The 19,370-nt window shown below is 73.8% G+C and carries 20 protein-coding genes; 6 read left to right on the top strand and 14 right to left on the bottom strand.

Features of this window, described 5'->3' with window-relative positions:
- Positions 1-54 precede the first annotated feature (54 nt).
- A complete protein-coding gene (locus AC3RKB_RS13070) occupies positions 55-1,959 on the bottom strand; it encodes a DUF2207 domain-containing protein (RefSeq protein WP_491436575.1) in 1,905 nt (634 codons plus the stop codon).
- Positions 1,960-2,070: 111 nt separating this feature from the next.
- Between AC3RKB_RS13070 and AC3RKB_RS13065 the strand changes: the two genes are divergently transcribed.
- From AC3RKB_RS13065 to AC3RKB_RS13055, 3 genes are read left to right on the top strand one after another with little or no spacing between them, the layout of a single operon-like run.
- Positions 2,071-2,349, top strand: a complete 279-nt coding sequence (locus AC3RKB_RS13065; RefSeq protein WP_324613084.1) for a metal-sensitive transcriptional regulator — start codon at positions 2,071-2,073, stop codon at positions 2,347-2,349.
- 4 nt (positions 2,350-2,353) lie between these two features.
- Entirely contained in the window at positions 2,354-3,289 is a 936-nt protein-coding gene (mmuM, locus tag AC3RKB_RS13060) for a homocysteine S-methyltransferase (RefSeq protein ID WP_491436574.1), read from the top strand.
- Positions 3,286-3,837 (top strand): O-acetyl-ADP-ribose deacetylase, encoded by a 552-nt coding sequence (locus tag AC3RKB_RS13055; protein ID WP_491436573.1) that lies wholly within the window; start codon positions 3,286-3,288, stop codon positions 3,835-3,837. Before mmuM ends, AC3RKB_RS13055 begins: the two co-directional genes overlap by 4 nt.
- A 15-nt stretch (positions 3,838-3,852) precedes the next feature.
- On the opposite strand, the gene AC3RKB_RS13050 is transcribed toward AC3RKB_RS13055, so the two are convergent.
- The 8 genes from AC3RKB_RS13050 to AC3RKB_RS13015 all read right to left on the bottom strand — a co-directional run bounded on the left by AC3RKB_RS13050 (position 3,853) and on the right by AC3RKB_RS13015 (position 12,646).
- The gene (locus tag AC3RKB_RS13050) at positions 3,853-4,809 is read right to left on the bottom strand and encodes a glycerophosphodiester phosphodiesterase (RefSeq protein WP_491436572.1); all 957 of its coding nucleotides are present in this window, start codon (positions 4,807-4,809) and stop codon (positions 3,853-3,855) included.
- A 67-nt stretch (positions 4,810-4,876) separates the two neighbouring features.
- Positions 4,877-6,361: an SDR family oxidoreductase gene (locus AC3RKB_RS13045; RefSeq protein WP_491436571.1), complete on the bottom strand. Its 1,485-nt coding sequence runs from the start codon at positions 6,359-6,361 to the stop codon at positions 4,877-4,879.
- A gap of 80 nt (positions 6,362-6,441) precedes the next feature.
- Entirely contained in the window at positions 6,442-7,302 is an 861-nt protein-coding gene (locus AC3RKB_RS13040) for an aldehyde dehydrogenase family protein (RefSeq protein ID WP_491436570.1), read from the bottom strand.
- Entirely contained in the window at positions 7,299-8,861 is a 1,563-nt protein-coding gene (locus AC3RKB_RS13035) for an aldehyde dehydrogenase family protein (RefSeq protein WP_491436569.1), read from the bottom strand. The genes AC3RKB_RS13040 and AC3RKB_RS13035 overlap by 4 nt, the downstream gene beginning before the upstream one ends.
- A 19-nt stretch (positions 8,862-8,880) precedes the next feature.
- Positions 8,881-9,888, bottom strand: coding sequence for a deoxyribose-phosphate aldolase (deoC, locus tag AC3RKB_RS13030; RefSeq protein WP_491436568.1), 1,008 nt, complete (start codon positions 9,886-9,888; stop codon positions 8,881-8,883).
- 32 nt (positions 9,889-9,920) lie between these two features.
- A complete protein-coding gene (locus tag AC3RKB_RS13025; RefSeq protein WP_491436567.1) occupies positions 9,921-10,865 on the bottom strand; it encodes a sugar-binding transcriptional regulator in 945 nt (314 codons plus the stop codon).
- Between the two features lie 131 nt (positions 10,866-10,996).
- Positions 10,997-11,383: a hypothetical protein gene (locus AC3RKB_RS13020; protein WP_491436566.1), complete on the bottom strand. Its 387-nt coding sequence runs from the start codon at positions 11,381-11,383 to the stop codon at positions 10,997-10,999.
- A 51-nt stretch (positions 11,384-11,434) separates the two neighbouring features.
- A complete protein-coding gene (locus AC3RKB_RS13015; RefSeq protein WP_491436565.1) occupies positions 11,435-12,646 on the bottom strand; it encodes an MFS transporter in 1,212 nt (403 codons plus the stop codon).
- 22 nt (positions 12,647-12,668) lie between these two features.
- On the opposite strand from AC3RKB_RS13015, the gene AC3RKB_RS13010 reads away from it, so the two are divergent.
- A complete protein-coding gene (locus AC3RKB_RS13010) occupies positions 12,669-13,364 on the top strand; it encodes a hypothetical protein (protein WP_491436564.1) in 696 nt (231 codons plus the stop codon).
- 12 nt (positions 13,365-13,376) lie between these two features.
- Here the strand turns inward: AC3RKB_RS13010 and AC3RKB_RS13005 are convergent, their stop codons facing one another.
- From AC3RKB_RS13005 to truB, 4 genes are read right to left on the bottom strand one after another with little or no spacing between them, the layout of a single operon-like run.
- The gene (locus tag AC3RKB_RS13005) at positions 13,377-14,306 is read right to left on the bottom strand and encodes a bifunctional riboflavin kinase/FAD synthetase (protein WP_491436563.1); all 930 of its coding nucleotides are present in this window, start codon (positions 14,304-14,306) and stop codon (positions 13,377-13,379) included.
- On the bottom strand, positions 14,303-14,764 hold the full coding sequence (locus AC3RKB_RS13000) for a hypothetical protein (protein ID WP_491436562.1): 462 nt from the start codon (positions 14,762-14,764) through the stop codon (positions 14,303-14,305). Before AC3RKB_RS13000 ends, AC3RKB_RS13005 begins: the two co-directional genes overlap by 4 nt.
- A 26-nt stretch (positions 14,765-14,790) precedes the next feature.
- A complete protein-coding gene (locus tag AC3RKB_RS12995; RefSeq protein ID WP_491436561.1) occupies positions 14,791-15,159 on the bottom strand; it encodes a hypothetical protein in 369 nt (122 codons plus the stop codon).
- Positions 15,156-16,061, bottom strand: coding sequence for a tRNA pseudouridine(55) synthase TruB (gene truB, locus AC3RKB_RS12990; RefSeq protein ID WP_491436560.1), 906 nt, complete (start codon positions 16,059-16,061; stop codon positions 15,156-15,158). Before truB ends, AC3RKB_RS12995 begins: the two co-directional genes overlap by 4 nt.
- Positions 16,062-16,118: 57 nt before the next feature.
- On the opposite strand from truB, the gene AC3RKB_RS12985 reads away from it, so the two are divergent.
- Entirely contained in the window at positions 16,119-17,123 is a 1,005-nt protein-coding gene (locus AC3RKB_RS12985; RefSeq protein ID WP_491436559.1) for a ketopantoate reductase family protein, read from the top strand.
- Between the two features lies 1 nt (position 17,124).
- Here the strand turns inward: AC3RKB_RS12985 and AC3RKB_RS12980 are convergent, their stop codons facing one another.
- A complete protein-coding gene (locus AC3RKB_RS12980; RefSeq protein ID WP_491436558.1) occupies positions 17,125-17,727 on the bottom strand; it encodes a nucleoside/nucleotide kinase family protein in 603 nt (200 codons plus the stop codon).
- A 107-nt stretch (positions 17,728-17,834) separates the two neighbouring features.
- On the opposite strand from AC3RKB_RS12980, the gene AC3RKB_RS12975 reads away from it, so the two are divergent.
- Positions 17,835-19,331, top strand: a complete 1,497-nt coding sequence (locus AC3RKB_RS12975; protein WP_491436557.1) for an HNH endonuclease signature motif containing protein — start codon at positions 17,835-17,837, stop codon at positions 19,329-19,331.
- The last annotated feature ends 39 nt before the right edge of the window (positions 19,332-19,370 follow it).

The raw sequence follows: 19,370 nt of genomic DNA, 5'->3' as shown, positions 1-19,370 counted from the left end.
GGCGCCATCCTGAGCCGGCGAGTCACCGCGATGGCGCTGCGCCGGGCGCCGGACTCAGACGCCGCCCCCGCCGCCTCCGCCGCCGCCGCCGCCCGACGAGCCGCCGCCGCCCGACCCTCCTGACGACGAGCTCGACGACGACCCCGACCAGCTCGAGCTCGACGCGCTCGTGAACGAGCTGACGCCCGACGAGAACGCGACCGCGTTGAAGCCGTTCCGGCCCGAGTACCAGCCGGGCTGCTCGCCGCGCGCGGCGTAGAGCGCGGCCAGCTCGTCGCTCCACTCCCGTTCGTGGCCGAAGAGCACCGCGTACGGCAGCAGCCGCTCCGTGACGCGCAGGACCAGCTCGGGATCGGGACCGGTCGTGGTGACGCCCCCCGGGGCGTCGGCGAGCGGCACCCGCTCCGCCCCGGTCGGGCTCTGCAGCATGCGGATGCGATCGGCCTCGGCGAGGCGGATGTACTCGCGGAGCCCCTCGAGATGGTCGTGGAGGGTCCGCCCGCGCTCCGTCAGCGGTCGCACGCTCGAGACGATCCAGAACGTCGCGAACGCGGCGACGCCCGCGCCGAGGATGGGCAGCCACGGCCAGAGTCCGCCCATCCGCTCGTCGAGCGCGATGAAGCCGAAGATGATCGCGACGACCGCGGCGAGGATCGCGCCGACCGCGAACAGCACGCGGAGCCCGATGTCCGGCCGCCGTCGCAGGCCCTCCCGCGCGACGCGCGAGTGCACCTTGCGCCGGAGGTTCATCAGCTTGGTGCCGAGCGTGGTGTCGCGCGACTTCAGGGCGCGACGCGAGCCCGGCACGGGCGCCGGACCGAACAGCGCCCGCAGCACCGTCTGCGCGTCGCGGTCGGCCGGCTCGACGGGGCCGGCGACCTCGACCGAGTACTTCTTCCGCCCGGTCTCGACCACCCGCAGCCGGCCGGCGACCGCCTCCGCGAGGATCGTGGCCGTGATGCCCTTCGACGGTCTGCCGACGAGGTCGGCCGCCTCCATGAGCGAGAGCCGCTCCGGCGGCTCGTACTCGGCCACGATGATGCCGCGCCCCGGATGGTCGCGCCACCTGGCGGCCCGCGTCAGGCCCGCCGCGAGCGCCGCCCCCAACGCGAGGAGCGCCGCGAACGCGGAGGTCATCGCCGCGGGCGACGACGTGAACCGCTCGTCGCGCGGCTCGAACGTGCCGGGCTCGAATCCGATGGCGAGCGTGAGGTTCTCGTACGGTCCGAGGACGGCGGCCTGCGCGACGAGCGCGGGGTCGGCGGCGGGATCCAGCGTGATCAGCTCGCACGGCGTGCTCGAGCCCTCGTAGCCGCGATAGCACGCCGAGGCGCCCGTCAGGGTCTCGGCGAGTCCGTCCTCGAGCCGCACCTCCCCGCGGACGACGCCGAACGGCTGCGCCCACCCGGTGCCGTTGACGTCCCAGTAGAACTCCTGCTGCGTCCCGTCGTCGGGCTGGAACGTCACGTTGCGCTGGTGGTAGGTGATGACGTAGGTCTGCTCGCCGTGCACGTAGTCGTCGGCGGCGATGGTGACCAGCTCGAACCCGCCGTCCTCGCTGCGCTCGGTCTCGTACGGGCGGGGCGTGCCCGCGGCATCCGTCACCGACTCGATGCGGATGTCGGTCGGGTGGCCGTCGTAGTCGCGTGGGATGGCGCGGCGGATGCCCTTGTTCTGGTCGTACTCGGGGAACACCGCGACGAGCGTCTCGGTGGTCAGCAACTCGGAGCGCCGGTCGGCGTCGCGGCCGAGTTCATACACGGCGCCGAACCGTGCGAACGTGAAGTCGTCGACGTCGGCGGGGACGGCCTGCACCGGCGCGATCCGGACGGCGGCCGTCGGCGCGGCGGTCGCGACGGTCGCGGTCGCGCCCGACCCGAGGAGCAGCGCGATCGCGGCACCGGCGATCGCGACCGGGCGCAGGATCGGGCGGCGCAGGACGGGGCGCGGGGCGGCCATGCGTTCACGGTATCGAACCGGAGCAGTCCGCGTCATCAGTGCCGCTCCGGAGCATGCGGGCGCGCTCGATACGCCGGACGGGTATCGGCCGCCCGGGCGTATCCTGACTGGGTGATCGAGGACATCAAGAAGCGCGCCCTGCACCGCACGAAGATCATCGAGGGCCAGCTGCGCGGCATCGAGAAGATGATCGAGAACGAGGACTACTGCGTCGACATCATCACGCTGTCGCTCGCGGTGCAGAAGTCGCTCGGCTCGCTGAACAAGCTCCTCGTCGAGAACCACCTGCGCACCCACGTGTCCCACATGTACGAGCAGGGCGGCGACCAGCGCGAGGAGGCCGTGGCCGAGCTGGTGCGCATCTTCGAGCTCTCCAACAACCGGAGCTGAGCGGATGGCGCGACCTGCGCTGCGCGACGTGCTCGCCGATCGCCCCGTCGTGCTCGACGGCGGCCTCGGGACGCTGCTGGAACGGCGCGGAGCCGATGTCGGCTCGGAGCTCTGGAGCGCGCGCGTGCTCGCCGACGAGCCGGCGCGCGTGCTCGACGCGCATCGCGAGTACTTCTCGGCGGGCGCCGAGGTGGCCATCACCGCGTCGTACCAGGTCACCTTCGAGGGATGCGAACGGGCCGGGCTGGATCGTGCGGCGACCCGGGCCCTGCTCGAGCGCAGCGTGGAGCTCGCGACGCGGGCCCGCGACGAGGCCGGGCACGGCTGGGTCGCCGCCTCGGTCGGCCCATACGGGGCGATGCTCGGCGACGGTTCCGAGTACCGCGGCGACCTCGGCCTCGACGCGACGGGCTTCGCGGCGTGGCACCGCGAGCGCATCGGCGTGCTCGCCGACTCGGGCGCCGACGTGCTCGCGGTCGAGACCGTCGGCACGCTCGCGGAGGTGGAGGGCGTCGTGCGCGCGCTCGCGGGCACGGGCGCCTCGGCGTGGATCGCGGTGACGCCGCAGCACGGCCGGCTGCGCGACGGCGGGTCGCTCGCGGAGGCGTTCGCCATCGCGTCCGACGCACCCGAGGTGATCGCGGTCGGCGTCAACTGCTGTGCCCCTGACGAGGTGTCCGACGCCCTCGCGACGACGGGCGCGGCCGCGACGCCGCGGCTCGCCTATCCGAACAGCGGCGAATCGTGGGACGGCGCGGCGCGCGTGTGGCGCGGCGACGGCGGGTTCGACGCCGACCGGGTGCGCGAGTGGCGCCGGGCGGGCGCCCGACTCATCGGCGGGTGCTGTCGCACGGGCCCCGAGGAGATCGCCGCGATCGCGCGCATGCTCGGCCGGATCCCCGGCGCGACGGAGTCGACCGCCCGGGTGGCCGCGTCGTGAGGCGCATCGAGCTCGTCCGCGGCGACCTCACGCGCGAGCGCGTCGATGCGATCGTGAACGCGGCGAACTCGTCGCTGCTCGGCGGCGGCGGCGTCGACGGCGCGATCCACCGCGCGGGCGGCCCCGCGATCCTCGCGGCATGTCGCGAGCTGCGCGCGACGACGCTGCCCGACGGGCTGCCGACGGGGCAGGCCGTCGCCACGACGGCCGGGCGCCTCGACGCTCGCTGGGTCGTGCACACCGTGGGCCCCGTGTGGCCGGGGCACGGACCCGAGCTGGCCCGCCGGCGCGCGCTGCTCGAGGACGCCTACCGGAACTCGCTCGGGCTCGCGGCGGAGCTCGGCGCGGCCTCCGCCGCGCTGCCCGCGGTGTCGGCCGGCATCTACGGCTGGCCGGCCGACGACGCCGCGGAGGTCGCGCTCGGCACCACCGCCGAGGCGCCCGACGCGCCCGCGCTCGTGCGCTTCGTGCTCTTCTCCGCCGCCATGCACCGGACGTTCGCCGACGCCGCGCGCCGGCTCGGCGTCGACGCCGAGGTCGTCGACTGACCGGGTTCCGATCGGTCAGGTGCCCGGCGCGGTGGTCGCGATCCACGCGTCGAGGTCGCTCGGCTGGTCGGTGATGATGCCGTCGACGCCGAGCGCGCTCACCTGTTCCCAGGTGTCCTGCGAGTTGAGCGTGTAGCAGAGCACGGCGATACCCGCCGCGTGCGCGAGGTCGACGGCGGCGGGGGCCGCGGTGACCGATGCCGCGGTGGTGCCGAACCCGATGACCCCGAGCTGTTCGGCCAGCGGCACCGGATCGGCCGGCAGTTCGCGGATGAGCATGATGCGCGGCGTGGTCGGCGAGACGCGCTGCACGGACTGCAGCGTCTCGATGCTGAAGCTCTGCAGCACGACCCGGCCGCGCAGGCCGTGGCGCTCGACGACGTCGACCACGCGCCGCACCTCGCCGGGCGTCCACGCGGCCTTGAGCTCGACGAGCGCGCGGGCGCCGTCGCGCTCGGCGAGCGCCTCGAGGAACGCGTCGAGCATCGGCACGCGCTCCCCCGCCCACTCGTCGGAGTACCAGGCGCCGACGTCGAGTCGCCGCACGTGCTCGTGGTCGAGGTCCTCGATGCGTCCGTCGCGTCCGGCGACGCGCTCGAGGTCGGTGTCGTGGAAGAGCACCGGCACGCCGTCGCGGGTGAGGCGCACGTCGGTCTCGACGTACGCCAGTTCGTCCATCGCGAGCTCGAGCGCGGGCATGGTGTTCTCGGGTGCCAGCGAGCGGTCGCCGCGGTGGCCGATGATCGCGGCGGCCTCGCCCGGCTGGCGGAGCGCGCCGAACACGTCGATCGCGTACACGTCGGTCGGCGTCGAGACCGACCAGAGCAGCGCGGCGGTCGCGGCGGCGCCCGCAGTGGCGAGCGCGATGCGCACGGGTGGGCGCGGGGGCCGGAGCAGGCGGGAACGGGGGCGGACGAGGGGCGCTCGGGATGGCGCGGTCGCCGGGTCGACCGCGTCGGGGGCATGACGCACGGGTTGGACCTTCCTCCGGCCCCGCGCGCCGTCGCGCGGACCGTGCAGGTCACTCTAGCAACGACCGTTACCTTTTCGTTACCTTTTCCGCTGCGGATGTCGCGGCCTCCGCCTCGGCCGTGATGCGGTTGGCCATGCCCGCGAACACGATGCCGTGGAACGGGAACACGGCCCACCAGTAGAGCCGGCCCGCGAGTCCCTTCGGGAAGTACACCGCGCGCTGCCGGTACGTCGAGCCCGCGCCGTCGGGCTCGGCCGACATCTCGAGCCAGGCCCGGCCGGGGACGAGCATCTCCGCGCGCAGCCGCAGGAACCTGGGGCGCTCGATCGCCTCGACCCGCCAGAAGTCGACCGCGTCGCCGGGATGCAGCGTGTCGGGGTCGCGGCGGCCGCGACGCAGGCCCACGCCGCCGAGCAGCTTGTCGAGCCATCCGCGGATCGCCCACGCCAGCGGGAACGAGTACCAGCCGTTCTCGCCGCCGACGCCCTCGATGACGGACCACAGCGCCTCCACCGGCGCGGTCGAGCGACGCTCGCGCCGGTCGACGTACACGGTGTGGCCCGCCCAGTCGGGGTCGCTCGGCAGCGGGTCGCTCGGGGCGCCGGCGACCTCGGCGTTGCGCCAGCTCGTCTCGACCTCGCCGAGGCGCTCCTTCTCGAGCGCGAGCCGCACCGAGCGGCGGTAGCCGACGAGCCCCTCGGGCGGCGGCGGGATGACCGCGTCGATGTCGTGCTCGCGCATCACGCAGTCGAACTGCAGCGACTCGATGATCGGCACCGCGAGCCGGCGCGGGATCGGCGTCACCAGGTTCACCCACTGCCCCGCGAGCCACGGCGTGAGCACGGGCAGTGCCGCGATCGGCCGCTGCCGCAGGCCCGCCTCGACCGCGTACCCGTTCATGAGCTGGCCGTAGCGGAGCACGTCGGGCCCGCCGATGTCGAACGTGCGGTTCACCTCGGGCGGCACCTCGGCGGCCTCGATCAGGTAGTGCAGCACGTCGCGCACGGCGATCGGCTGGATGAAGTTGCGCACCCACCGGGGCGCCGGCATGTACGGCAGCACCTCGGTGAGGTGCCGGATCATCTCGAACGAGGTCGAACCCGAGCCGATGATCACCCCGGCCTGCAGCACGATCGTCGGCACACCCGAGGCGAGCAGGATCTCACCGACGCGCACCCGCGAACGCAGGTGCTTGGAGAGCGCACCGCCGGCCGGGTGGAGGCCGCCGAGGTAGACGATCCGGCGCACGCCGTTCGCCTTCGACGCGGACGCGACGTTGCGCGCGATCCGCTCCTCGACGTCGGCGAAGTCGCCGTGCCCGCCCATCGAGTGCACGAGGTAGTACACGACGTCGACGTCGCGCGTCGCGCGATCCACCGCCGCGGCATCGGTCAGGTCGCCCTCGACGACCTCGACCTCGCCCGCCCACGGGATGTCGCGCAACCGCTCGGGCCGGCGGACGATGACGCGGACGTCGTGGCCCGCCTCGACGAGCCGCGGGACCAGTCGCCCGCCGATGTAGCCGGTCGCGCCGGTCACCAGGATGCGCATGGCCCGACCCTAGCCCGCGCACTCGCGGGCTAGGTCGGGCCGGGGCTGTGAATGCCCCGAACGTCTCGGGGGAACGACGCCTAGCGCAGGCTCTTGGTGTGCCAGACCGTCTTCGTCTCGGTGAACGCGGCGATGCGGTCGAGCGTCGGGGCCGCGGCATCCGGGCCCTGCTCGGGGCGCAGGACCCGCTTCAGCGTGTCGGCGGCCGCGATCTCGAGGTCGATCCAGTCGAGCGCCCCCGCGCCGACGAGGTCGACCGCGTTGACGTCGGCATGGCTCGCGAGCCACGGCGCGATCTCGGCGGGCGACCCGGTGAGCACGTTGACGACGCCCTTGGGCACGTCGCTCGTGGCCAGCACCTCGGCGAGCGAGATCGCCGAGAGCGGGTACCGCTCGCTCGCGACCACGATGACCGAGTTGCCGGCGACGAGCGCCGGCGCGATCGCCGAGACGAGGCCCACGAGCGAGGAGTCCTGCGGAGCCACGATCGCGACGACGCCGGTCGGCTCGGGCACCGAGATGTTGAAGTACGGGCCGGCCACGGGGTTGGCGCCCCCGGCGACCTGCGCGAACTTGTCGGCCCAGCCGGCGTACCAGACCCAGCGATCGATCGCCTCGTCGACCTGCGCGGTCGCCTGGGCGCGGGTGACGCCCTCGGCGTCCTCGATCTCGGCGACGAACTGGGCGCGGCGACCCTCGAGCAGCTCGGCGATGCGGTACAGCACCTGGCCGCGGTTGTACGCGGTCGCGCCCGACCAGCTGCCGACCGCCGCGCGCGCGGCGACGACCGCGTCGCGGGCGTCCTTGCGCGAGGCCTTCGCGGCGTTGGCGAGGAACCCGCCGTCGGCCTTCAGGACCTCGTAGGTGCGACCCGACTCGCTGCGCGGGAACGCGCCGCCGATGAAGAGCTTGTAGGTCTTGGGCACGGCGAGGCGGCTCACTTCGCGGCTCCCTTCTTCGCGGGGCGGGCGGTTCGGCGGGTGCGGCGGACCGGCTTCTCGTCGGCGGATGCCGCGGCCGCGGCCTCCACGGCGCGCGGCGTGCCGCGACCGGCCGGCGTGGCCTTCGCGGGCGCGAGGTACGCGCCGAGCCCGTGCCGGCCGCCCTCGCGGCCGTAGCCCGACTCCTTGTAGCCGCCGAACGGGCTGGCCGGGTCGAACCGGTTGAAGGTGTTCGCCCAGATCACGCCCGCGCGCAGCTGGTCGGCGACGGCGAGGATGCGGCTGCCCTTGTCGGTCCAGATGCCCGCCGAGAGACCGTATGGGGTGTTGTTCGCCTTGGCGATCGCCTCCTGCGGCGTGCGGAAGGTCAGCACCGAGAGCACCGGTCCGAAGATCTCCTCGCGGGCGACGCGGTGGGAGGTCTGCACGTTGGTGAAGATGGTCGGCGCGTACCAGAACCCGTTCTCGGGGATCTCGCACGGTGCGCTCCAGCGCTCGGCGCCCTCGTCGACGCCGGCCTCCGACAGCTCGTTGATGCGCTCGAGCTGCTCGGCCGAGTTGATCGCGCCGATGTCGGTGTTCTTGTCGAGCGGGTCGCCGAGCCGCAGGGTCGAGAGGCGCTCCTTCAGGCGCTCGACGACCTCGTCGTGGATCGACTCCTGCACGAGCAGGCGCGACCCGGCACAGCAGACGTGGCCCTGGTTGAAGAAGATGCCGTTGACGATGCCCTCGATCGCCTGGTCGATGGGCGCGTCGTCGAAGACGATGTTCGCGGCCTTGCCGCCGAGCTCGAGGGTGACCTTCTTGTCGGTTCCGGCGACCTGCTTCGCGATCGCACGACCGACCGCGGTCGATCCGGTGAAGGCGACCTTGTCGACGCCGTCGTGCGCGACGAGCGCCGCGCCCGTGTCGCCCGCACCGGTGATGATGTTCACGACACCGGGCGGGAGGTCGGCCTGCTGCACGATCTCGGCGAAGATCAGCGCGGTCAGCGGGGTGGTCTCGGCGGGCTTCAGCACGACCGTGTTGCCCGCGGCGAGCGCCGGCGCGATCTTCCACGCCAGCATGAGCAGCGGGAAGTTCCACGGGATCACCTGCGCGGCCACGCCCAGCGAGCGCGGGTTCGCGCCGAGCCCGGCGTAGTCGAGCTTGTCGGCCCAGCCGGCGTAGTAGAAGAACCACGCGGCGACGAGCGGCACGTCGACGTCGCGGGCCTCCTTGATGGGCTTGCCGTTGTCGAGCGCTTCGGCGACCGCGAGCTCGCGGGCGCGCTCCTGGACGAGGCGCGCGATGCGGAAGAGGTACTTGCCGCGGTCGCGGCCCGACATGCGCGACCAGGTGCGGTCGTAGGCGCGGCGGGCGGCGGCGACCGCGTCGTCGACGTCGGCGGCGTTCGCGCTCGCGATCATCGCGATGCGCTCCTCGGTCGCCGGGGACGACGTGGAGAAGGGGGTGCCGCGCCCGTCGACGAACTCGCCGTCGATGAACAGGCCGTAGCTGTCGCGCAGCGACAGGATCGCGCGCGACTCGGGCGCGGGAGCGTATTCGAGGAAGCTCATGATGTTCGGTGCTCTCGTCCTAATCGATCGTCACGTAGTCGGGGCCGGAGTAGTGCCCGGTGGCCAGCTTCTGGCGCTGCAGGAGCACGTCGTTGAGCAGGCTCGAGGCGCCGAAGCGGAACAGGTGCGGCACCAGCCACTCCTCGCCGACGGTCTCGGCGACGGTGACGAGGTACTTGATGGCGTCCTTGGACGCCCGGATGCCGCCCGCGGGCTTGACGCCGATGCGCTGGCCGGTCATGCGGTGCCAGTCGCGGACGACCTCCAGCATGAGCAGCGTCACGGGCAGCGTCGCGGCCGGCTGCACCTTGCCGGTGGAGGTCTTGATGAAGTCGCCTCCGGCGAGGATCGACAGCCATGACGCCCGGCGGACGTTGTCGTAGGTCACGAGCTCGCCGGTCTCGAGGATCACCTTGAGCGAGGCGCTCGTGCCGTCGGGCCGGCGGCAGGCCTCCTTCACGGCGGCGATCTGGTCGAACACGAGCCCGTAGCGCCCCGCGAGGAATGCGCCGCGGTCGATGACCATGTCGATCTCGTCGGCGCCGCCGGCCACGGCCTCGGCGGTGTCGGCGAGCTTGATCTCGAGCGACGAGCGCCCGGAGGGGAACGCGGTGGCGACCGCGGCCACCGAGATCTTCCCGTCGTCGGGGTCGCCGTGCAGGGCGCCGAGCGCGTCGATCGCGTGCGGGACCATGTCGCCGTACACGCAGACGGCCGCGACGCGCGGGGTCGAGGCATCGGTCGGGTCGGGGTTCATCGCCTTGGCCACGAGCGAGCGCACCTTGCCGGGGGTGTCGGCGCCCTCGAGGGTGGTGAGGTCGATGAGCGAGATGATGCGGTCGAGCGCCCACTGCTTCGACGTGGTCTTGATCGACCGGGTGCCGAGCGCCGCGGCGCGCTGTTCGAGGCCGACGGCGTCGACGCCGGCGATGCCGTGGAGGTAGCGCCGCAGCGTGGCGTCGTCGGGCTCGCCGCCGAGCACGGCGAGCGCGCGCTCGCGCGCGGTGACGAGGGAGGTGCCTGACATGGGTGGTGACCTGGCTTTCGTGTTGCGGCGGATCAGCCGTCGAGGAGGTGGAGTGCGGTGGCCTCGTCGGTGACGAGCACCGAGCAGAGGCCGGAGCGCACGACGGCGTCGGCGACGGCGTGCTTGGCGCGCCCGGCGATGACCGCGATGCGCAGTTGCCCGACGCGCAGGTCGTCGAGCGTGAGCCCGACCGTGCGCGCGTCGAGCGCGGGATCGACGATGTTGCCGTCGGAGTCGATGTAGCGGCCGACGACGTCGCCGACGGCGCCCTTCTGCACGAGCAGGTCGACGTCGGCGTCGGTGAGGTAGCCGCTCTCGATGTGCACGGACGTGTGGTCGGCGGGGCCCGCGCTGAACAGGTAGGCGTCGGCCGATCGGGCGAGGTCGATGACCCCGGCGACGACGCGGTCGGACTCGATGGCCTGCTTGGTGGCGAGGTGCTCGAGGATCGCGGGGCTCGGCAGCAGCGTGGCGGTGCCGCCGCCCTTCTGGGCCATCGCGACGGCGGTGGCCGCGGCGGTGCCCGGACGCCGGTTGAGGCTCACGCCGCCGTTGATCTGCACGACGTTGACGCCCGTGGCCCAGCCGTTGCGGAGGTGCTGCGAGATCTCGAAGAGCGTGCGGCCCCAGCTCACCCCGAGGGTGCGCGGAACGGGACGCAGCGCCGTGAGGTAGTCGGCCGCGGCCTGCGCGGTGCGCGACTGCAGCTCGTCGGGCGAGACCACGCCCGCCGAGGAGACGACGATGGCGTCGTCGAGCCCGCGCTCCTCGCGGAGGCGTCGCTCGATCGGCAGCCGCCGCGCGCGCGGGTGCAGGATCTCGATGCGGATGAAGCCCCGCTGCTTGGCCTGCGCGAGCAGCCGCCCGACCTTCCAGCGCGTGAGCCGGAGTGCCTGGCCGATCTCGTCCTGCGTCTTGTTCTCTTCGTAGTAGAGCTCTGCAGCGCGGATCGAGAGGAGTTCGTCGGTCTCGTCCATTCGCCCCCTTCCGCCGCTTCCAGCGTAGGCACGTGCGCCACGAGCGGCAACATGCGCGGGGACTTCTGCTCATATGAGCAATTGCGAGGCCCACCGCGCACCGGTGCGCGACCCTGCCGGGGCCCATCCGGTCAGGCGACGGGCCGCTCGCCCTGCGCCGCCGCCCACCGCGCGACGAGCGCACGCTGGCGCACCAGCACGAGGGCGCTCAGCCCGACGAGCACGACGAACGCGATCGTGAGCGCGGTGAACGCGAACCAGTTCTCGTCGAGCGCGAGCACGATCCCGGCCGACACCGCGGCGATCCCGCCCGCCGAGATCTTCGAGCCCGCCTTCAGCCGGAGCGCGGGGCTGAGCCGTCCGTCCGGCGTGTCGCCGGGGGTCAGCAGCAGGTCGGCGAACGCGTCGACCGTCGCGAAGAGTGCCGCGGCGTAGGCGAGGGCGCAGCCCAGCGCACCCCAGAGGTTCGGTCCGCCCGATCCGGCCGCCTGCTCGGCGAGCACCAGCACGCCCTCCATGGCGCGCAGTCTACGGCCGCGACGCGCAGCGCGACAGGGCCGGGATGCCGCTCAGCGCCGGCCGTCCTCGAGGTACGCGGGGCGGGCCACGACCATCCCGGCGATCGCGGCGGGGACCGCCGAGGCGAGCAGGAGCAGCAGCGGCGCCGTCCATCCGCCGGTCCACTCGTGCAGCAGGCCGACCGCCAGCGGCGCCGCCGCGACGATGAGGTATCCCGACGACTGGGTGAACCCGCTGAGCGCGACCGCCCCGGCGTGCGTCCTCGTGCGCAGGTTCACGAGCACGAGCGAGAGCGGGAACAGCAGCGGGCCCGTGCCCGCGAGCGCGACCCAGAGCCACGTGGCCGTGCCCGGTGCGAGCAGCAGCCCGAGGTAGCCGAGCACGAGCGAGACCACGCCGACGGCGATGAGCGTGCGGATGCGGCCGTAGCGCTCGGCGATGACCGGCACGACGAGCGCGGCGGGCAGCCCCACCGCCGCGTAGAGCGCCAGCAGGGCGCCCGCCTCGGCCGGCGGGGTGCCCGCCGTGTCGGCGAGCATCGCGGGGAGCCACGCGAAGAGCGCGTAGGCATTGAATCCGGGCACGGAGAACACGATCGCGAGCGACCAGGCCAGCGGCGAGCGTACGGCCCGGCGCAGCAGGCCGGGCTCGGCCTCCTCGGGCAGCTCGGCCGGATCGGTGCGCCGCGGATGCAGCAGAAGTGCCGCCCACGGCACGAGCGCGAGCACCGCGAACACCGCCCACATCGCGAGCGACGCGCGCCACCCGGCGGCCTCCGCGACCGGCACCGCGACGAGCGGCGGCAGGAAGGTGCTCACCGAGAGGGCCGTCACGTACAGGCTCGTGAGCTGCCCCACCCGGTCGGGGAAGTAGCGCTTCACGAGCGGGGGCAGCAGCACGTTGCCGACGCCGACGGCCGCGAACGTGAGCGCGCTGGCCGCGAGCAGCCACCCCGCCGTCGGGGCGAGCCCGCGACCGGCGAGTCCGGCGGACAGCACGACGAGCGCGCCCACGAGCAGCGGCTCGAGCCCGACCCGGCGCGAGACGACCGGGGTCAGGATGCCGAACACCGCGTAGCAGAGCGGCGGCAGCATGCCGAGCAGGCCCACGAGCGCGGTCGAGAGCGGGATCTCCTGTTCGACCCGGTCGAGGATCGGCGAGAGCGAGGCCACCGCCGTGCGCAGGGTGAACGCGACGAGCACGATGCCGAGGAGCGCGAGCGTCCGTCCGGCCCGGAGCGGGCGGGCGGGCTCGGTCGTCACGTGCGAAGTCTAGGCTGGTCGCGTGGCCGACCTCTCCCGCTACCTGCCGCTCAGCCGCCGGTCCGACGTCGACGAGTCGGGCGTCACGGCCGACCGCCGCGCCGAGACGGCCGACGTGCTGGCGGGCCTCGCGCGCGTGCTGCGCGCGGGCGGCGACGAGCTCTGGACCACGCCGAGCGCGCGAGCCGGATGGCGCGTGGCCGACGTCGTCGCCGAGCTGGTGCACGGCTTCGACCGTTCGCGCACGCGACGCGCGCTCGACGCGGCCGAGCGGCTCGTCCGGGGCGGCGAGGCGCGCCGCCTCGCCGAGCTGGCGCAACTTCCCGGACCGGCCGCGGCCGCCGACGCGATCGAGGCGAGGGCGCTGGCGGTCCGCGGGCGCGAGCGCCCGACCGGGGTGGCCGAGCTCGATGACGTGGTCGTGGCCGCGCTGCTCGTCGGCGACGCCGCATCGGTCGACGTGCCGATGTCGCCCGTCGCCTCGGGAGCCGTGGCGCTGCGCCGCGCCGCAGCGGCGCCCACCGAGATCCGCGCGGTCATCTCCGGGCACGCGCTCCGGGCGACCGACGCCGGATGGGAGTTCGGGCACGGCAGCCCGCTCGTCGACACCGCGGCGGGCCTGCTGCGCTTCCTCACCGGGATCGGCACCGTCGCGCCGCACCCGCCGGGGCCGGCCGACGCGCGCGGCGATGCGCAGGGCGAGGCGCCGCGCGCCTGAACCTCGCCCGCCTCAGCCGACGAGCTCGCGCGCCCGCTCGACGTCGCGGCCCATCTGGGCGATGAGCGGTCCGATGCCGTCGAACTTCTCCATGCCGCGGATCCGGCTCGCGAACTCGACGCCCACGACGTGGTCGTACAGGTCGAGGTCGCGGTCGAGCACGTACGCCTCGACCTGCTTGCGCGGCACGCCCTCGAACGTCGGGTTGTTCCCGACCGAGATCGCGGCCGGGTACCGGACGCCGCCGTCGACGAGCCACCCCGCGTAGACGCCGTCGCCGGGGATGAAGCCGTCGGCGTCGGGCGCGAGGTTGGCCGTCGGGTAGCCGAGCTCGCGGCCCCGTTTGGCGCCGTGCACGACGAGCCCGCTCACGGTCGGCACGTGGCCGAGCAGCCGTGCGGCGTGCTCGACGTCGCCGGCGTCGAGCAGTTCGCGGATCCACGTGGAGGACACGCGGCGGCCGCCCTCGGGCACCACGTCCTCGACGACGACGACCTCGAAGCCGAGCTCCTTGCCCTGGCGCCGCAGCAGGTCGACGTCGCCCTCGTTGCCGGCCCCGTAGCGGAAGTCGTGGCCGACGAGCAGGACGCGCGCGCCGAGCGCCTCGACGAGGTAGCGGCGCACGAACGCGTCGGCGGTGTTCGAGGCCAGGCCCGCGTCGTAGTGCAGCAGCACGGTCGCGTCGAGGCCGGTCGTGGCGAGCAGCTCGAGCTTCTGCCGCGTGCTCACCAGCTGCGGCGGGCACCGGTCGGGCGCGTGGAACGCGGCGGGATGCCGGTCGAAGGTGATCGCGACCGCCTCGAGCCGGCGCGCCTCGGCGATCTCGCGGAGCTTCGCGATGACGGCACGATGCCCCTGGTGCACGCCATCGAACTTGCCGATCGTCACGGCGGAGGGACCGTAGCCGGCCGGGACCGCCTCGATCCCCGTGAAGGTCCTCACGCGGGGTCCTCCGACGCATCGACGGCGCCGGCCTCGGCGGGCCGGTGCCGGGCGAGCCACCACATGCCGAGCAGCGGCAGCACGAGCGGGATGAACAGGTAGCCTCGGCCGAAGCCCGACCACACGGTGTCGTGCGGGAACAGGTCGGGACGGATGACGCTGAGCGCGCCGATCACGACGACGCCGGTGAACTCGAACACGATGGTGGCCCACGCGATGCGGTACCACGTGCGGCCCGGGCGCACGAGGGCGATCGTCGCGACGATGTAGACGACGGCCGCGAGTGCCGACAGCGAGTACGCCAGCGGCGCCTCGTCGAACTTCTCCACGATCTGGACGATCGAGCGCCCCGTCGCGGCGAGCGCGAGCACCCCGTAGACGGCGACGAGCACGCGGCCGACGCCGCTCAGGCGCCCGGGACGCGTCGCACGGGTCGGTTCGGTGGTGGGCGTGCTCATGTCCGTCGATTCTCCCAGAAGCCGCATCACGCCTGCTGCACCGTCCAGATCTGGAACATCCGGTAGACCATGACCGCGACGGCGAGCGCAGCGACGCCGCACACCACGGTCGCCCAGCGCCCGCGGTCGACGAGCGCCCAGAACGCCGCGGCCGGCGGCAGCAGCACCGCGCTGACGAGGTAGACCCAGAACTCCAGCAGGCTGCCGGTCGGCGGGTTGCCGACCACCGGCGCGATCAGCGCGACGACGACCTGGCCGACGAGCAGCAGCTCGACGAGCGCGAGCGAGCCGAGCACGAGGTCGTTCGGCACGCGGCCGGCGAGGCCCAGCACGATGCAGAGCAGCCCGGCGACGACGGCGACCGCGACCTGCGTCCACGCGAACCACTCGATCATGCGCCCTCCTCCGCGGGGAACCCGGTGACGACCTTGAGCTGGGGGCCGCGCCGCTCGACGATCGCGACGAGCACGTCACCCGGCCCGATCGCGGCCAGGGGCGTGCCCGCGGCGGCCTCGGCCGCGTCGGCGGGCGCGTCGACGCGCTTGCCGTGCCGCAGGTCCCGCACGGCGTCGGCGTCGACCTCGACGGCCGGAAGCGCCCGGCGCGCGGCCTCGGCGGGACCGAGCCGCGCGGCCGCCACGTCGAGCCCGTCGAGCGCGCCGGCCTCGGCGACGTCGAAGCGGCCGATCCGGGTGCGGCGCAGTGCCGTGAGGTGGCCGCCGACGCCGAGGTCAGCGCCGAGGTCGCGCGCGAGCGCCCGCACGTACGTGCCCGACGAGCACGCGACGCGCACGTCGAGGTCGAGCCATCCGTCGCCATGTCGCAGGTCGAGGAGGTCGAACGCCGAGACCGTGACCGTGCGGGCGGCGAGCTCGACGGCCTCGCCGTCGCGGACCCGCTGGTACGCGCGCTTGCCGTCGACCTTGACGGCGCTCACCGCACTCGGCACCTGCTCGATGACGCCCGTGAGCCGCACCATCCGCTCGGCGACCTGATCGCGGCCGATCGACGCGACCGCGTCGGCGGGGGCGGCGGCGAGCGGTTCGCCCTCGGCATCGTCGGTCGTCGTGCCCCAGCCGAGCCGCACGGTCGCGAGGTACTCCTTGTCGAGGCCGACGAGGTGGTGCAGCAGCCGGGTGGACGACTCGACGCCGATCAGGAGCAGGCCGGTGGCCATGGGATCGAGGGTGCCCGCGTGGCCGACCTTGCGCGTGCCCGCGAGACGGCGGATGCGCGCGACGACGTCGTGGCTGGTCATCCCCTGCGGCTTGTCGACGAGGAGGATGCCGCTGTTCACGCCGTACAGGCTAACAGCGCGAGCGGACGGCGCCGTCCGTCGTCCTACGCTGGTGCGGTGAGGATCGGGATCATCGGCGCGGGCGCGCTCGGCGGCACGTTCGCCGCACTGCTCGCACGCGCGGGCCACGATGTCGAGGTCACGGCGCGCGGGGCGGGGCTCGAGGCGATCCGGGCCGACGGCATCCGGCTCTCGGGCGGATACGGCGAGGCGCACGTGCGGCCGGCCGTCGGCGAGCGCCTGGGCGTGCGCCCCGACCTCGTGCTCGTGTGCACCAAGGCGCAGGATGCCGCGGACGCCCTCACCGCGAACGCCGCCGTGATCGACGGGGTTCCGGTGGTCGTCGTGCAGAACGGCCTCGACGGGGTCGCCACCGCCGAGCGGATCCTCCCCCGCTCGTCGTGCATGGGGATGCTCTCGATCATCGCCGCGAACTACACCGAGCACGGCGCCGTGCGGGTGACGACGACGGCCGCGAGCTACCTCGGCCGAGGCGACGGCGAGCCCGACGAGGAGGTGCGTCGCATCGCCGGGCTGCTCTCGGGGGCGGTGCCGGTCGTCGCGATCGCGGACTTCCGCGGCGCGCAGTGGACCAAGCTCGTCGTGAACATGCTCAACGCGGTCCCCGCGATCGTCGGGCGGAGCGTGCAGGAGGTCGTGGACGACCGCCGGCTGCGCCGGGTGGTGGCGGCGTCGATGCGCGAGACGGTGCGCGTGGGCGTGGCCCGCGGCGTCCGGTTCGGATCGTTGCAGGGCCTGGGCGACCGGCGGCTGCGCTGGTTCGCGCGCCTGCCGCTCGGGCTCGGCCAGCTCCTGCCGTGGTCGATGCGCGTGCGGATGGGGAACGTGCCGAACCTCGGCTCGACGCAGCAGAGCCTGCGTCGCGGCCAGCCGACCGAGATCGACTTCCTCAACGGCGCGGTCGTGCGCGAAGCGGATGCCGCGGGGCTGGCCGCACCCGTCAACCGCGCCCTCGTCGCGCTCGTCCACGAGGTCGAGCGCACGGGCGCGCACCTGCCGGCGGAGCGGGTGCTCGAGGTGCTCGAGGACCGGACCCGCTGACTCAGGCGGTGCCGACAGTGCCGCGGCGCGGATGCTCGGGATCGGCGAGGTCGACGACGATCGCGGCATGATCGCGCGGGTCGGATGCCGCGTAGGCGACCCGGTCGGCCGCGTCGAGCGGGTCGCCGTCGACCGTGATCGCGAAGTCCCAGAGCTCGCGCAGCCGGTCGCGCAGCAGGAAGCGGCCGTCGAGCACGAGGACGGCGTCGGCCGGGCCCGTGCGCCATTTCGGCTCGACCCAGGCGTCGCGGACGAGGTCGAACGCGCGCGTCACGAACGCCGTCGAGCCCGCCATCCGGAACGGCTCGACGAGCGTGCGCCTCAGGACCGACTCGTCGATGCCGTAGCCGTAGTAGCGGGCGGGCGTGTCGGGACCGTAGTCGGCCTGCGCCTCGCGCGAGCGGTGGAAGTCCTCGACGCTCGCGCGGAACACGTCGAGGTCGCGCTCGCGCAGCACGTCGGCGAGGTCGTCGCCCAGCTGCGTCTTGCCGCTGCGCACCGGGCCGTCGATCGCCACGATGACGCGGCCCCGCCCGGTGTGCGTGAGCAGTTCGTCGGCCACCTCGCGGAGGAAGGTCGTGCGCGGGGTCGTGACCAGTCGCATGCTCAGAGCGTAGGCCGGAGCGGGGTTCGGGTCGACGGGGCATTCCGGACGCGGCGAAGTTCTCCACAGGACTCGAACATACGTTCGAATCTCGGTAGGATCGGGGCATGACCACCGCGACCGCCGAGCGTCCTGCGACCGTCGATGACGTGCCCGCGTGGTCGCCGTCCGCGAGGGCGGAGGAGGCACTGGGCGGGCTGGTCGACGCGGCGGTGCAGGCGCGGCGGATCGAGGCGATGCAGGCGGCCGTGCGGGTCGATGTGCTCAACCTGGCCGTGGCGTGCGCGATGGGCAACGCGGACGCGTTCACCTCGCCGTCCGCCCCGTCCGCGGGGCGGCGCGAGCTGGCGCGGCGCGCGGTGATCGCCGAGCTCGCGACCGCGTTGCGGGTGCCGGAAGGCACCATGATGCGGTGGGTGTCCGACGCCTGGGCCCTGGCGAACCGGTTGCCGGCCACGCTCGCCGCGCTCCGATCCGGTCGGCTCGACGAAGCCCACGCGCGGGTGATCATCGACGAGACCACCGACCTCGATGCTGCGGCGCTCGGCCGGCTCGACGACGACCTCGCCGGCAGGGCCGAGACGCTGACGGCGGCCGGCCTGCGGCGCGTGGCTCGCCGGCTCCGCGAGGTCGCGCAGGCCGAAACGCTCGCCGAGCGGCATGCGGCCGCCCGCGCCGAACGTCGGATCGAGCTCGAACCCGCCCGCGACGGCATGGCCTGGCTGCACGTGCACCTCGCCGCGGGCGACGCGCTGCTGATCCACGACCGCATCGGTCGCATCGCCGCCGACGCAGCCGATCCGCCACGCCCGGCGGGCGACGACGCGACCGGCGCCCGGACGACCCAGGCCCGTCGGGCCGGTACCGATCCGCGCACGCCCGACCAGGTCCGCGCCGATGTCGCCCGCGACCTGCTGCTGTACGGCGTGCCCCCGGTCGGCGAGGCGTTCCACGTCGCCGCCGCCACGATCCGGCCCACCGTGCACGTGACGGTGCCCGTGCTCACCCTGCTCGGCGACGACGCCCCTGGCGAACTCGACGGGTACGGGCCCATCGATCCCGACACCGCCCGCGAACTCGCCGCGCAGGCGCCCTCATTCACCAGGCTGCTCACCCATCCGGTCAGCGGCACCGTGCTCGACGTCGACCGCACGGTGTACCGGCCACCCGCCGACCTGACCCGATGGCTGCGCGTACGCGACCAGACCTGCCGGTTCCCCGGCTGCAACCGGGCCGCCGCCCGAACCGACCTCGACCACACCCAGGACTGGGCCCATGGCGGCACCACCGCATCCGACAACCTCGCCAGCGTCTGCCCGCCGCACCATCACCTCAAGCACGAGACCACATGGACCGTGCGACACCTCGGAGACGGCACGCTCGAATGGCGTTCACCGGCCGGTCGCACCCACACCACCGAACCCGGTATCCCGATCCCGGCACGGGCGGCTCCGCCACCCCGGCGACCCCGACGACCCCGAGGACCTCGGAACGGTGAACCACCGGGATGTGACGTGGCGAGCGGCATCACCGCCGACGTCACGACCGAAGCCACCGCAGACCTCACGGCCGACGCCACCGCCGACGCCTCGCCGCCGTTCTGACGTCGATACGCGCACGCGTCATCGTGCCCCTGACCCTCG

This window comes from Agromyces capsici, from assembly GCF_058349965.1.
This window is presented reverse-complemented; position numbering and strand designations above follow the sequence as displayed.

What these genes read in the sequence shown, in the direction of transcription:
- AC3RKB_RS13070 (WP_491436575.1), bottom strand. Translation starts at nt 1,959, where the DNA reads ATGGCCGCCCCGCGCCCCGTCCTGCGCCGCCCGATCCTGCGCCCGGTC.
- mmuM (WP_491436574.1), top strand. Translation starts at nt 2,354, where the DNA reads ATGGCGCGACCTGCGCTGCGCGACGTGCTCGCCGATCGCCCCGTCGTG.
- AC3RKB_RS13045 (WP_491436571.1), bottom strand. Translation starts at nt 6,361, where the DNA reads ATGCGCATCCTGGTGACCGGCGCGACCGGCTACATCGGCGGGCGACTG.
- AC3RKB_RS13035 (WP_491436569.1), bottom strand. Translation starts at nt 8,861, where the DNA reads ATGAGCTTCCTCGAATACGCTCCCGCGCCCGAGTCGCGCGCGATCCTG.
- deoC (WP_491436568.1), bottom strand. Translation starts at nt 9,888, where the DNA reads ATGTCAGGCACCTCCCTCGTCACCGCGCGCGAGCGCGCGCTCGCCGTG.
- AC3RKB_RS13025 (WP_491436567.1), bottom strand. Translation starts at nt 10,865, where the DNA reads ATGGACGAGACCGACGAACTCCTCTCGATCCGCGCTGCAGAGCTCTAC.
- AC3RKB_RS13020 (WP_491436566.1), bottom strand. Translation starts at nt 11,383, where the DNA reads ATGGAGGGCGTGCTGGTGCTCGCCGAGCAGGCGGCCGGATCGGGCGGA.
- AC3RKB_RS13000 (WP_491436562.1), bottom strand. Translation starts at nt 14,764, where the DNA reads ATGAGCACGCCCACCACCGAACCGACCCGTGCGACGCGTCCCGGGCGC.
- AC3RKB_RS12995 (WP_491436561.1), bottom strand. Translation starts at nt 15,159, where the DNA reads ATGATCGAGTGGTTCGCGTGGACGCAGGTCGCGGTCGCCGTCGTCGCC.
- AC3RKB_RS12980 (WP_491436558.1), bottom strand. Translation starts at nt 17,727, where the DNA reads ATGCGACTGGTCACGACCCCGCGCACGACCTTCCTCCGCGAGGTGGCC.
- AC3RKB_RS12975 (WP_491436557.1), top strand. Translation starts at nt 17,835, where the DNA reads ATGACCACCGCGACCGCCGAGCGTCCTGCGACCGTCGATGACGTGCCC.